At 61.4% G+C, this 13,270-nt stretch carries 13 protein-coding genes; 8 read left to right on the top strand and 5 right to left on the bottom strand.

The features are described from left to right. Positions 1-52 precede the first annotated feature (52 nt). The 8 genes from B5P46_RS30140 to B5P46_RS30105 all read left to right on the top strand — a co-directional run bounded on the left by B5P46_RS30140 (position 53) and on the right by B5P46_RS30105 (position 8,107). Complete coding sequence (locus B5P46_RS30140) at positions 53-2,269, top strand: primosomal protein N' (RefSeq protein WP_129421935.1); 2,217 nt, start codon at positions 53-55, stop codon at positions 2,267-2,269. Between the two features lie 78 nt (positions 2,270-2,347). After that, positions 2,348-2,737, top strand: coding sequence for a hypothetical protein (locus tag B5P46_RS30135; RefSeq protein ID WP_012759252.1), 390 nt, complete (start codon positions 2,348-2,350; stop codon positions 2,735-2,737). A gap of 255 nt (positions 2,738-2,992) precedes the next feature. Continuing rightward, positions 2,993-3,559 (top strand): F0F1 ATP synthase subunit delta, encoded by a 567-nt coding sequence (locus B5P46_RS30130; RefSeq protein WP_206735439.1) that lies wholly within the window; start codon positions 2,993-2,995, stop codon positions 3,557-3,559. After that, positions 3,559-5,088 carry a F0F1 ATP synthase subunit alpha gene (gene atpA, locus B5P46_RS30125; RefSeq protein ID WP_003589851.1) on the top strand — a complete coding sequence of 510 codons (1,530 nt, stop codon included), beginning with the start codon at positions 3,559-3,561 and terminating at the stop codon, positions 5,086-5,088. The genes B5P46_RS30130 and atpA overlap by 1 nt, the downstream gene beginning before the upstream one ends. Positions 5,089-5,116: 28 nt before the next feature. Beyond that, complete coding sequence (locus B5P46_RS30120; protein ID WP_025396266.1) at positions 5,117-6,001, top strand: F0F1 ATP synthase subunit gamma; 885 nt, start codon at positions 5,117-5,119, stop codon at positions 5,999-6,001. Between the two features lie 23 nt (positions 6,002-6,024). After that, the gene (atpD, locus tag B5P46_RS30115) at positions 6,025-7,461 is read left to right on the top strand and encodes a F0F1 ATP synthase subunit beta (RefSeq protein ID WP_129421934.1); all 1,437 of its coding nucleotides are present in this window, start codon (positions 6,025-6,027) and stop codon (positions 7,459-7,461) included. Continuing rightward, a complete protein-coding gene (locus B5P46_RS30110) occupies positions 7,461-7,700 on the top strand; it encodes a hypothetical protein (RefSeq protein WP_003543462.1) in 240 nt (79 codons plus the stop codon). Before atpD ends, B5P46_RS30110 begins: the two co-directional genes overlap by 1 nt. Continuing rightward, complete coding sequence (locus tag B5P46_RS30105) at positions 7,700-8,107, top strand: F0F1 ATP synthase subunit epsilon (RefSeq protein WP_012759246.1); 408 nt, start codon at positions 7,700-7,702, stop codon at positions 8,105-8,107. The genes B5P46_RS30110 and B5P46_RS30105 overlap by 1 nt, the downstream gene beginning before the upstream one ends. A gap of 150 nt (positions 8,108-8,257) precedes the next feature. Here the strand turns inward: B5P46_RS30105 and B5P46_RS30100 are convergent, their stop codons facing one another. From B5P46_RS30100 to B5P46_RS30080, 5 genes are all read right to left on the bottom strand, one after another. Further along, entirely contained in the window at positions 8,258-8,995 is a 738-nt protein-coding gene (locus B5P46_RS30100; RefSeq protein WP_129421933.1) for a sugar transferase, read from the bottom strand. A gap of 167 nt (positions 8,996-9,162) precedes the next feature. Next, positions 9,163-10,383, bottom strand: coding sequence for an acyltransferase family protein (locus B5P46_RS30095; RefSeq protein ID WP_129421932.1), 1,221 nt, complete (start codon positions 10,381-10,383; stop codon positions 9,163-9,165). 182 nt (positions 10,384-10,565) lie between these two features. Further along, positions 10,566-11,576 carry an ABC transporter substrate-binding protein gene (locus B5P46_RS30090; RefSeq protein ID WP_129421931.1) on the bottom strand — a complete coding sequence of 337 codons (1,011 nt, stop codon included), beginning with the start codon at positions 11,574-11,576 and terminating at the stop codon, positions 10,566-10,568. A 68-nt stretch (positions 11,577-11,644) separates the two neighbouring features. Then, a complete protein-coding gene (locus B5P46_RS30085) occupies positions 11,645-12,457 on the bottom strand; it encodes an ABC transporter ATP-binding protein (RefSeq protein ID WP_129421930.1) in 813 nt (270 codons plus the stop codon). Further along, positions 12,454-13,260: an ABC transporter permease gene (locus B5P46_RS30080; RefSeq protein WP_129421929.1), complete on the bottom strand. Its 807-nt coding sequence runs from the start codon at positions 13,258-13,260 to the stop codon at positions 12,454-12,456. The genes B5P46_RS30085 and B5P46_RS30080 overlap by 4 nt, the downstream gene beginning before the upstream one ends. Between the last annotated feature and the right edge of the window lie 10 nt (positions 13,261-13,270).

Here is a 13,270-nt window from a genome sequence, read left to right as displayed (position 1 = left end):
GCTCCGTCTTTGCGGTTCCAATTCGATCGATTTGCGGGCATGGTCTCGCGCGATGAGCACAGATTCGTCCGATCTCTTTGGCGCGCTTTTCGAGGCACCGCCCGCGAACCGAACGGTTCCCGTGCTGGTGCCGATGCCGGCGCCGAAACCCTATTCCTATTCGGTGCCGGATGGCATGGCGGTCGAGCCCGGCTCGGTCGTGCAGGTGCCGCTCGGTCCGCGGCAGGTGATCGGCGTCGTCTGGGACGGCGGCGAGGACGGCGTCGATCCGAAGAAGCTTCGGCCGATCAGCCATGTCTTCGACTGCCCGCCGCTTTCGAGCGAGATGCGGGATTTCATCGATTGGGTGGCGACCTATACGCTCTCGCCGCCCGGCCTCGTCGCGCGCATGGCGCTCCGGGCGCCGAACGCCTTCGAGCCGGAACCGATGGTGGAAGGGTTGAAGCTCGTCGGCGGCGAACCGGAGCGGATGACGCCGGCGCGCGCCCGGGTGCTTGATACCGCCTCCGACGGCTTTTCATGGACACGCAGCGGCCTTGCCCATGCGGCGGGTGTCTCGACGAGTGTCGTCGATGGGCTGATCACGCTCGGCATCTTCGAGACTGTATTCCTGCCGCCGCCGCCGGTCGTTGCGATGCCGGATCCGGATTTTGCCGCCGCACGTCTCGAAGGGCCGCAGAAGCAGGCGGCCGAAGAGATCGTTTCCGATGTCGGCAAGGGCGAATTTTCGGTGTCGCTGATCGACGGGGTGACCGGCTCCGGCAAGACGGAAGTCTATTTCGAGGCTATTGCCGAGACGCTGAAACGCGGCAAGCAGGTGCTGATCCTGCTGCCGGAGATCGCGCTGACGGCCAGTTTTATGGAGCGCTTCCAGGACCGCTTTGGGGCAAAGCCTGCCGAATGGCATTCCGATCTTGCGCCGCGCATGCGCGAAAAGGTCTGGCGCCAGGCGGTGACCGGCGAAGTGCGCGTCGTGGCGGGCGCCCGCTCTGCGCTCTTCCTGCCCTTCGAGGATCTCGGCCTGATCATTGTCGACGAGGAACACGATCCCGCTTACAAGCAGGAGGATCGCGTCTTCTACAATGCTCGCGACATGGCCGTCGTGCGCGGCCGCATCGGCGATTTTCCCGTCATTCTGGTGTCGGCGACGCCGTCGGTCGAAAGCCAGGTCAACGGGCAGAGCGGGCGCTACAGCACCGTCCACCTGCCGACGCGTTTCGGCGATGCGGCGATGCCGGACCTGCATCTGGTCGATATGCGCAGGCACGCGCCGGAGCGGGGCGGCTTCCTGTCGCCGGTGCTGATCCGGGCGATTGGCAAGACGGTGGAGAAGCGCGAACAGGCGCTGCTCTTTCTCAATCGGCGCGGTTATGCGCCGCTGACGCTCTGCCGGGTCTGCGGCCATCGGTTCCAATGCCCGCAATGTTCGAGCTGGCTGGTGGAGCATCGTTTCCGCAAGCAGCTGCAATGCCATCAATGCGGCCATGCCGAGCGCACGCCGGAGGCGTGCCCGGAATGCGGCACACTCGACCATCTCGTCGCCTGCGGGCCAGGCGTCGAGCGCATCGCCGAGGAGGTCGAACGACATTTTCCGGAGGCGCGGACGATCGTTCTCTCCTCGGATATCATGGGCGGGGTGAAGCGGCTGCGGCTGGAGTTGGAAGCGATCGCCAAGGGCGAAGCCGATATTGTCATCGGCACCCAGCTCGTGGCCAAGGGCCACAATTTTCCGCTGATGACGCTGGTCGGCATCGTCGATGCCGATCTTGGCCTTGCCAATGGCGACCCGCGCGCCGCCGAGCGCACCTTCCAGCTTTTGTCGCAGGTAACGGGCCGGGCCGGGCGCACGGGCCTCAAGAGCCATGGGTTGCTGCAGACCTACCAGCCGCAGCATCCTGTCATGCAGGCAATTGTCTCGGGCGATTCCGACGCCTTCTACGAGCGTGAGATCACCGAACGTGAACGCGCCCTATTGCCGCCCTTCGGCAGGCTCGCCTCGATCATCGTTTCGGCTGAAACCCGCCACGACGCCGAAAACCATGCGCGCGGCATGCGCAACGCCGCACCGCAGGTGTCGGGTATCTCGGTGCTCGGCCCGGCCGAAGCGCCGCTTGCGCTGGTGCGCGGCCGCCACCGCTTCCGTCTTTTGGTCCACGGCCGGCGGAACTCGGACATGCAGGGGTTCCTGCGGGCGATGCTGTCGCAATCGCCCAAGGAGCGCGGATCGGTGCAGGTGCAGCTGGATATCGATCCGCAGAGTTTTCTCTGAATGATGACGCCGCCATTCCCTCCTTTTTCCGCCCATGCCATAAAACACTGATTCATCCGGGTGATTTGGGGCTGATGCATGGAGTTTTACTTTCCGACCGAGCTTGGCGAACAGCTTGCCTTTTGCTCCGCCGCTTTCACGGCACTCGCCGGCTTCATCATGATGTTCGCGCCGGGCCATACTTTCCGTCTTCTCGGTCTGCAAGCGCAGGAGGGGCGGCCGGAAGGTTTTGGCGAGGGACGCTCGATGGGTGGTTTCTATCTCGGTTTCGGGCTGTCGGCGATCATGCTCGCCCAGGACTGGATCTATATGGCGCTCGGCGCCTCCTTCGCCATGGCTGCCTTTGCCCGTGTCATCTCGATCCTGTCCGATAAGGGGAGTAATCTCGTCAACTATTTACTCCTGGTTGTGCAGATCGCTTTGGCCGCGCTACCGCTGCTCTACGTTTTCGGCTTCACCCAGACGTGACTCTCGCTGCCGGCAGACGGCTTCTTCGGCCTGCTTTCAGGCCATTGCGCGATTTTGCAGACAGAAATTCATGTGAAAGGCGTATTCGGGCATTACGCGTGTTGCGAGTCCGAACATCCTATGTTAGACGGACCCCGAATTTCGGAAGAAGCAAGAGGCTTCTCTTGTGATTTCTGGGGGAAATCAAAACGAATTCAAGATCATAGGTTCGGCGCCCGCCGAGAGCCGGATTTTGGGTTGAAATCAGGGAAATTTGTGCCAGTGGCAGACACGTCCCAGCTTACTTCTGGTGTTGCCGAGCGCTATGCCTCGTCGCTTTTCGAACTGGCGCTCGAGCAGGGCGTCGTCGACAGCGTAACCGCCGATCTTGACCGTTTCCAGGCGATGCTGGATGAGAGCGCCGATCTGAAGCGCTTCGTTGCAAGCCCGGTTTTTTCCGCTGAAGACCAGCTGAAGGCGATCGTCGCCATCAGCGAGAAGGCTGGCATCAGCGGTTTCTTCGCCAATTTCCTGAAGGTCGTGGCGCGCAACCGCCGCCTGTTTGCCCTGCCGGGCATGATCAAGGCCTTCCGCATCATCGCCGCGAACCATCGCGGTGAAATCTCCGCCGAGGTCACCTCGGCGCATGCGCTTTCGCAAGCGCAGGAAACCGAATTGAAGGTGGCACTCAAGAGCGTTACCGGCAAAGACGTGACGATTGCCGTCACGGTTGATCCGTCAATTCTTGGTGGTCTGATCGTGAAGGTCGGGTCCCGTCAGATTGATACGTCTCTTCGTACCAAACTCTCTACCCTTAAGCTCGCATTGAAAGAGGTTGGCTGATGGATATCCGCGCCGCGGAAATTTCCGCAATTCTCAAAGACCAGATTAAAAATTTCGGCAAAGAGGCAGAAGTCTCGGAAGTCGGCCAGGTTCTCTCCGTCGGTGACGGTATCGCTCGTGTCTATGGTCTGGACAATGTCCAGGCCGGTGAGATGGTCGAGTTCCCGGGCGGCATCCGCGGCATGGCGCTGAACCTCGAATCCGACAATGTCGGCGTCGTCATCTTCGGCTCCGACCGCGACATCAAGGAAGGCGACACCGTCAAGCGGACCGGCGCCATCGTTGACGTTCCGGTTGGTCCGGAACTGCTCGGCCGCGTCGTCGACGCGCTCGGCAATCCGATCGACGGCAAGGGCCCGATCAACGCAACGCGCCGTTCGCGCGTCGACGTCAAGGCTCCCGGCATCATTCCGCGCAAGTCGGTTCATGAGCCGATGTCGACCGGCCTCAAGGCCATCGACGCGCTGATCCCGGTCGGCCGCGGCCAGCGCGAGCTGGTCATCGGTGACCGCCAGACCGGCAAGACCGCGATCCTTCTCGATGCCTTCCTCAACCAGAAGGCCATTCACGACAACGGTCCGGAAGGCGAAAAGCTTTACTGCGTCTACGTCGCCGTCGGTCAGAAGCGTTCGACCGTCGCCCAGTTCGTCAAGGTGCTCGAAGAGCGCGGCGCACTGAAGTATTCGATCATCGTTGCCGCCACCGCTTCCGATCCGGCGCCGATGCAGTTCCTGGCTCCGTTTGCCGGCTGCGCTATGGGCGAATATTTCCGTGACAACGGCATGCATGCGCTGATCGGCTACGACGACCTGTCCAAGCAGGCCGTGTCCTACCGCCAGATGTCGCTGCTGCTGCGCCGCCCGCCGGGCCGCGAGGCCTATCCGGGCGACGTTTTCTACCTGCACTCGCGCCTGCTCGAGCGCGCTGCGAAAATGAACGACGACAAGGGCGCCGGTTCGCTGACCGCTCTGCCGGTCATCGAAACGCAGGGCAACGACGTGTCGGCCTTCATTCCGACCAACGTGATCTCGATCACCGACGGCCAGATCTTCCTTGAAACCGACCTGTTCTACCAGGGTATCCGCCCGGCCGTGAACGTCGGTCTGTCGGTTTCCCGCGTCGGCTCGTCGGCGCAGATCAAGGCGATGAAGCAGGTTGCCGGCTCGATCAAGGGCGAGCTCGCCCAGTATCGCGAAATGGCCGCCTTCGCCCAGTTCGGTTCGGACCTCGACGCTGCGACGCAGCGCCTGCTGAACCGTGGTGCACGCCTGACCGAACTCCTGAAGCAGCCGCAGTTCTCGCCGCTGAAGACGGAAGAGCAGGTCGCGGTGATCTTTGCAGGCGTCAACGGCTATCTCGACAAGCTGCCGGTCGCTTCGGTCGGCAAGTTCGAGCAGGGCTTCCTCTCATATCTGCGTTCGGAAGGCTCCGCCATCCTCGACGCGATCCGCACGGAAAAGGCAATCAGCGACGATACCAAGGGCAAGCTCACCGCTGCTCTCGATAGCTTCGCAAAGTCTTTCTCGTAATCAGGCCCTAAGTTAGGACGGATCACGGATGCCTTCACTTAAGGATCTGAAAAACCGGATCGCCTCCGTCAAGGCGACGCAGAAGATCACCAAGGCGATGAAAATGGTCGCCGCGGCGAAGCTTCGGCGTGCGCAGGAGGCGGCCGAGGCCGCCCGGCCTTATTCGCAGCGCATGGGTGCGGTTCTGGCGAACATCGCCAAGGCCGTCACCGATGCCGACGGCGCACCGACGCTGATGACCGGCACTGGCCAGGACAAGGTCCATCTGCTGGTGGTGTGCACGGCCGAACGTGGTCTTTGCGGCGGTTTCAACTCGCAGATCGCACGCTTTGCACGCGAACATGTCCGCAAGCTACTTGCCGAAGGCAAGACGGTGAAGATCTTCACCGTCGGCAAGAAGGGGCACGACATCCTTCGCCGCGAATTCGCCTCGCTCATCATCGAGCGCAAGGAATTGCGCGACGTCAAGCGCGTCGGCTTCGAGAATGCGGACCAGATCGGCAAGCGCATCATCGAGATGTATGCTGCCGGCGAGTTCGACGTCTGCACGCTGTTCTATTCCGAGTTCAAGTCGGTGATCAGCCAGATTCCAACGGCGCAGCAGCTCATCCCGGCTTCAACGGGAGCTGTGCAGACCGAAGATGCCGCACATGCAGGCGCCGTCTACGAATACGAGCCGGATCCGGCATCGATCCTCGAAGATCTGATCCCGCGCAACATCTCAGTCCAGATCTTCCGGGCGCTCCTTGAGAACGTCGCAGGCGAGATGGGCGCCAAGATGAGCGCTATGGACAATGCGACGCGTAATGCCGGTGAGATGATCAACAAGCTGACGCTGAGCTACAACCGCCAGCGTCAGGCGCAGATCACCAAGGAACTCATTGAAATCATTTCGGGCGCGGAAGCGCTCTGAGGCTAGGAAAAGAGGGTCAGAAAATGGCTGAGGCAGCTACCCCCAAGATCGGCTCTGTCGGCAGAGTCACCCAGGTTATCGGCGCCGTCGTCGACGTTGCTTTCGAAGGCGAACTGCCGAAGATCCTGAACGCGCTGGAAACCAGCAACAACGGCAACCGCCTGGTTCTCGAAGTTGCGCAGCACCTTGGCGAAAACGTCGTTCGTACCATCGCGATGGACTCGAGCGAAGGTCTCGTCCGCGGCCAGGAAGTCGCCGATACCGGCGCGCCGATCATGGTTCCGGTCGGTAACGAAACGCTCGGCCGCATCATGAACGTCATCGGCGAGCCGGTCGACGAAGCCGGTCCGCTGGTCACCGCTCACAAGCGCGCCATCCACCAGGATGCGCCGTCCTATGTCGAGCAGTCGACGGAATCGCAGATCCTCGTCACCGGCATCAAGGTCGTCGATCTTCTGGCTCCCTATGCACGCGGCGGCAAGATCGGCCTCTTCGGCGGCGCCGGCGTTGGCAAGACCGTTCTGATCATGGAACTGATCAACAACGTCGCCAAGGCGCATGGTGGTTACTCGGTTTTCGCAGGTGTCGGTGAACGCACCCGCGAAGGCAACGACCTCTACCACGAAATGATCGAATCGAACGTCAACAAGCATGGCGGCGGCGAAGGCTCGAAGGCGGCACTTGTTTACGGTCAGATGAACGAACCGCCGGGCGCCCGCGCCCGCGTCGCTCTGACCGGCCTGACGGTCGCCGAACACTTCCGCGACCAGGGCCAGGACGTTCTGTTCTTCGTCGACAACATCTTCCGCTTCACGCAGGCAGGTTCCGAAGTGTCGGCTCTGCTCGGCCGCATCCCGTCGGCCGTCGGTTATCAGCCGACGCTCGCAACCGACATGGGCCAGATGCAGGAGCGCATCACCACGACGACGACCGGCTCGATCACCTCGGTTCAGGCCATTTACGTTCCGGCCGACGACTTGACCGACCCGGCGCCGGCGACCTCGTTCGCTCACCTTGATGCAACGACGGTTCTGTCGCGCTCGATCGCTGAAAAGGGCATCTACCCGGCGGTCGATCCGCTCGACTCCACGTCGCGCATGCTCGATCCGCTGGTCGTCGGTGAAGAACATTACGACGTCGCCCGTAAGGTCCAGTCGACGCTGCAGCGCTACAAGGCCCTGCAGGACATCATCGCGATCCTTGGCATGGACGAACTGTCCGAAGAGGACAAGATTGCTGTCGCCCGCGCCCGCAAGATCGAGCGTTTCCTGTCGCAGCCGTTCTTCGTCGCCGAAGTCTTCACCGGCTCGCCGGGCAAGCTGGTTGCTCTCGAAGACACGATCAAGGGCTTCAAGGGCCTCGTCAACGGCGAATACGATCATCTGCCGGAGGCTGCCTTCTACATGGTTGGCTCGATGGAAGAAGCGGTCGAAAAGGCCAAGAAGCTCGCAGCTGCTTAATGAGCGATGCGCTAGACGAGATATTCTGCTGCGACTCCCTGAAAGGGGTCGTGGCGGATCTTCCGGAACCAGCAGCGCCGACCGTCTATCGCGCCGATAATGGCGTGCTGATGATGGTGGTGGGTCTGGTCCAGAGCGAGGAAGGCCTCGGTTATCTCGACCAAGCGATAATGCACTGCCCGTTCTGCGGGACTAAATTGCAAGATGCGAAAGCCATAGCCGAGAAGGTAAGTCACTGATGGCTGACAATTTCAACTTTGAGCTCGTTTCGCCGGAGCGTCTGCTGCTGTCGGAGATGGTGACCGAGGTCGTCATCCCTGCGACTGAAGGCGAGATGACGGTCATGGCAAACCATGCGCCGACGATGACGACGATCAAGCCGGGTGTCGTGAGCGTGCGTTCGGCCTCCGGCAAGAAGCAGGACTACGTCGTTTTCGGCGGTTTTGCCGATATCCTGCCGACCGGCTGCACATTGCTTGCCGAATCCGCGGTTCCGGTCGAGGAACTGCACAAGGACGAGCTGACGCGTCGCATCGAGGCCGCCCGCAAGGAACTCGAACATGCCGAGCTGCACGAGCACAAGTCGAAGCTCGAACACTTCATCATGGAACTGACGCACCTGCGCGGCGTCGTTCAACAGGACTGATCGCAATCGAAATCATTGCGATGATGAAAGGCGGCTGCAACAGCCGCCTTTTTTGTGTTTGTTCAGCTGTCGGGGATACGGCGGGCTATGTCCATCGGACGGTCTGAAATGAAGACGCGGGGCCGATATGGCCGCTTTGCCGGATCGGTCTCAGAAGCCGGTGCCGCCGCGCAGCTCGATGACGACGGTCTTGAACAGAATCTTCAGGTCGAGCAGCAGGCTGAAATTCCTGACATAATAGATATCGCAGGCGATGCGAGCGCGGGCTTCCAGCGGTCGTGCCGTCGGGCCGCGCCAGCCGCGTGTCTGCGCAAGGCCGGTGATGCCGGGGCGCATGATGTGGCGATGGTGGTAGTCCGGCACCAGTTCCTCGTAGAGCTGGCCGGCTGCCCGCATATTGATGGCGTGGCAGCGCGGGCCGACCAGTGACATCTCACCTCTGAGGACGTTGAAAAGCTGCGGCAGCTCGTCGATATTAGTCTTGCGGAGCACCGCGCCGATGCCTGTCACCCGGCTGTCGCCCTTGACGGTCTGTTGAATGCCGCTCGGATCACAAGCCTCCGCGCGCATCGACCGGAACTTGAAGACCGTGATCTTCCGGCCGTTCAGCCCCCAGCGGATCTGGCGGAAAAACACCGGACCGCCATCGTCGAGTTTGATGAAAAGAGCGATTGCCAGAAAAAGCGGCGCCAGCACGGCGAGGGCGCTGACTGAGGCGACGATGTCGATCAACCGCTTCACGCCCAGTCGTACCGCCATCTTTCGTTCGACAACGGAAAAGCTATCCGGCTGGCGAATGTTGGAGTTCGCTATAACCAGGGTCTTGGTTTTGTCCTGACGCTGAGACGGATCGAAGCTTGAATTCGTCTTCGAAGTAAAAGCATTCATTACGCAAGGTCCACAAGTTTAGATGCGGTACTGAACAACAAGGAGACAGATACATGGTCACGTATCGTTTGTCATCGGTATAAATAGGAATTTAGTAACCCTAAAGACGCCAAAAATGGGAGTATTCCGCGTTAACCTTAATGCCTGTAGTTGCGCTTATCGGAACTTTATACTTTGAAAGGAGTAGCCCGATTGGATTGACGAGATGTCAGCCGGTTTCCGAAATGGATCGCCGGCTTTTCCAGCAGCGCGTAGCTGAGGGTTGCGACCAGAAGGATGAGCGCTGCCGCCAGTCCGCAAGACTGCAGCCAGCCGGTCACGACATTTTCCGAGGAAACGCCGAACGAGCCCGGGTCGAGCCTCTTGATCAATATCAGGATGATCTCCTGCCAAATATAGATGCCGAAGGAGATCTTTGCGATGTAGCGGACAGGAGCGTTGTCGAGCAGCCTGCCCAGCCGTTGCGAATGGCTGAGCGAAACGAGCGCCGTTGCGACCGCCAATGGAAAGACCGGAAAGCCATAGGGGATTTCCAGCCAGCCGTAAGCTTCGGCGGAGCCGCCAGGCGATATGACGAGGCGGTAGGCGGCAGTGGCGAGGCCGAGGAGCGCTGCGGCATCGAACCAGGAGGAGCGCCTTGCGGGGAGCATGACCTCGACGCCGGCGGCAAGCGCGCCGAGCGCGAAGACGGCGAAGAAGCCGATCGGATTATATCGCGGCATCCACTCCTTCGCCCCGCCCCGCAGACCGTACTGCCAGCCGCGTTCGATGTCGTCGAGCGGAAAGAGGGTCAGGATCAGCACATGGGCAAGGAGTACGCCCGTGATGACGCAAAGCCATGCGAAGCGAGCGAGGAACGGGCGACGCCTCAGGAGCGGCAAACGAAACAGCAGGAAGAAGCAGACCGGCAGGAGTACATAACTGGTGACCTCGAAGGGAATGGACCAGAGTGGCCCGTCGGCCTCGACAGGAAAAAAGGTGCGCCAATGCCACTGGCTCATGAACAGCAGCCCGGAGACGTAGCGGAGCACAAGCTCAGGCGTCAGCGGCAAGGCAAGCAGCGTCAGGCTGAGCGCGAAGCCGACGGTGGCGGCGAACCAGAAGCCCGGAGCGATGCGCGCCGCCCTGCGGATCGTGTAATGCCGGAGGCTCGGCATGTCGCTGCCCGCGTCGAGCGCGCGCCAGAAGGGATGGGCGAGCAGAAAGCCGCTGAGCACGAAGAAGACTGCGACGCCGAAATTGCCGAAGCGGAGGATGTTTGCGGCCGGTCCGAGTTCGTCGGGGATTCTGCGCATATCCAGCCGCAGCGCGAAGTGGTGGGCGAGCACCAGCAGACAGGCCGTCGCGCGCAGAAAGTCCGCTCCGGCCAGTCTCTCCTGTTGTCGCATCCTGCCTCCCCACCTTGCCCAGAGCATGATGCCGAAAAGTGTGAGCGGTTTTCGGACGACATCATGCTCCACTTCTTTGATTTAGATACGGATTCAGGTCTTAGGCCGGATCGGCCCAAGATCTGAATCCGTATCTGGGATTTTGCAGCGGAAAGCCGCGACGGGCAAGGCAGGCGTTGGGCTCAGTCGAGAAGTTCGTTGGTATAATAGGTGGAAAAGTCCGGCTTCTCCTTGAGTGCGGCGCCATTGGCATCGACCAGAATGCCGTTCTCGAGCAGGAAGCCGCCGAGGGCCTCGGCCTTTGCCGGATCGAGCGTACCGATCACGCCGGCCTCGGATTTCAGGAAGTGCCCCTCGATCAATGCCTTCTGAGAAGCCTTTACAAGTTCCGCATTCATCAGTGCGCCGTTGCTTCCAGAGATCAGCAGGTCGCAGGCTTCGTCGGGATGGTCGACGGAGTAGGCATAACCCTTTCGTGTTGCCTGGATGAAGGCGCGGGCGTGTTCCCGACTTGCGGAGAGATAGGCGTCGCTGGAGACGATGACCGTCGTCTGCTCGTCGGGAATGCCATAATCGGAATAGTGGAAGCGGCCAATCTTCCGGTTTTCCAGTTCGGCGGCGATGCCTTCCCAGGTGTAGATCTCCAGCGTGAAATCGATCGAGCCATTGTCCAGCGCCTCGTAAGCGGAGGTGCCGAGGGTGACGGTCTTGACGTCGCCTTTGCCGCCGTCATTGCGGATCATCGCGGAGATCAGCGCGCTCTCCCAGGTGCCGCCAAAGCCGCCATAGGTCTTGCCGTCGAGGTCTTTCGGGCTCTTGATGTCGTCGCGTCCGCCCTTGAAGATCAGGCGTGCGGTTTCCGTCTGGACGACGCCGTAGACCATCTTCACGTCACCGCCGCCAGCGCGCTGCGTGAGGGTCTCGATCTCGCTGCTGATGCCGAAATCGGCAACGCCGTTCGACACCAGCGTTCCGGCGCTGGTATCGGTGAAGGGAAGAATCTCGACATCGAGCCCGGCATCGGCATAGAAGCCCTTCGCCTTGGCGACATAGATGCCGATATGGTTGGTGTTGGGTGTCCAGTCGAGCGCGATGCGAACCTTTGCGGGCGCCGATTGGGCGAAGGCCGGGCGGCCGGCGAGGCTTGTCGCGATGGCGGCGAAGATCGTCTGGCGACGGGTGAGAAGCAGCATGGTGACCTCCTCAGGTCTCTAGAGCATGATGCCGAAAAGTGTGAGCGGTTTTCGGACGACATCATGCTCTAACTCTTTAAATTAGAACAGGATTCAGATTTTAGGCCGGCCGGCCTAAAATCATCCTGTTCTAGCGGATGAAGCAGGGTTTGCAGGATTTCGGTTTCGATCGCCTGGGCCGCCGGCGAGCCGAGATCGGCAATGCTTCTCGGACGGGGCAGGGGAACGCGGAATTCGCGGATGATACGCGCCGGACGGGCCGAAAGCACGTAGATCCGGTCGGAGAGGAACACGGCCTCGCGAACATCATGGGTGATCAGCAGCGCCGTCCAGCGGTGTTCGGTCCACATGCCCTGCAGCCATTCCTGGATCTGCGTACGCGTCAGCGCGTCGAGCGCGCCGAAAGGTTCGTCGAGCAGCAGCATGTCCTGGGTCTGGACAACGGTGCGCAGCAGCGCGGCGCGCTGGCGCATGCCGCCGGACAGTTCGGAGGGATAGTGGTGTTCGAAGCCGGCAAGGCCGAAGCTCTCGAACAAAGGCGCCACAGTGGCGCGGGCCGCGCGACGGCTCATGCCTTTCACCTCGAGACCGAGTGCCGCATTGTCGATGATCCGGCGCCAGGGCATCAGCGCATCGCGCTGCGGCATGAAGGCGAAGGAATGCGGCGCCTGTTCCAGCGGCGCGCCCTTGAAAAGCATCGTGCCGGTATCGGGGCGCAGAGCCTGTGTCAGCAGTCGCAGCACCGTCGATTTTCCGGAACCGGAGGGGCCGACGATCGATACGAACTCGCCGTCTGCGACGGTGAGCGAAATATCGCCCAGCACCTTCATGCCGTCGAAGGACTTCGAGATGTGGCGCAGTTCAACCATTCCATCGCTCATCGGCGCTGCTCCCCGGATGGTTGCCAGGGCATGACGAGGCGCTGGATCATCAGCGTCGCTCCGAAGAGGCAGAGTGTCAGCACGGCGCTGACGACGACGGCGGCGAGCACGAGATCGGGACGGAAATTGTTTTTGGCGTTGAGGATATAGATGCCGAGGCCGCGGGCGGCACCGGCATATTCGGCAAAGATCGCGCCGACAACGGCATAGGTGATCGAGATTCTGAGGCCGGCGAAAAAGTAAGGCAGGGAGGAGGGAAGCCGTGCCAGGCGGAAAATGCGCCAGCGGCTCGCCTTCATCGAATTCAGCAATTCGGCGATGTCGCGGTCGGTTGATTCATAGCCCTGCAGCAAGGCGACGAGCAGCGGGAAGAAGGTGACGAGCGCCACCAGCAGCACCTTCGGCAACAGGCCGAAGCCGAACCAAAGGACGACGAGGGGCGCGATCGCCACCAGCGGCAGGGTCTGGCTGGCGATGAAGATCGGCAGCAATGCCCGGCGCATGAAGGGCACGAAATCCATGAGGATCGAGGCGGCGAAGGCGAAGGCAAGCGACAGGGCGAAACCACCGAGTGTCGCGCCAAGCGTCGGCCAGGTGTTGGCAATCAGCGCCTCGCGGTTCAGCCAGCCCTGGATGACGATGCGCGAAGGCGCCGGCAGGATGGAAGGTTTGATGCCGGAAAGATCGACATAGAGTTCCCATGCCGCCAAGAAGACGCAGCCGGCGAGCAAGGCGGGTATGCCCCGGTAGAGAGCGGTGCGGAGCGCGGCAAGGCGCGATTCCGATGGTTGCGATGGTGTCATCAGCGTTCGA

Origin of the sequence: Rhizobium leguminosarum, from assembly GCF_004123835.1 — a bacterium.
Taxonomy (GTDB): Bacteria; Pseudomonadota; Alphaproteobacteria; order Rhizobiales; family Rhizobiaceae; genus Rhizobium; species Rhizobium leguminosarum_M.
This window is presented reverse-complemented; position numbering and strand designations above follow the sequence as displayed.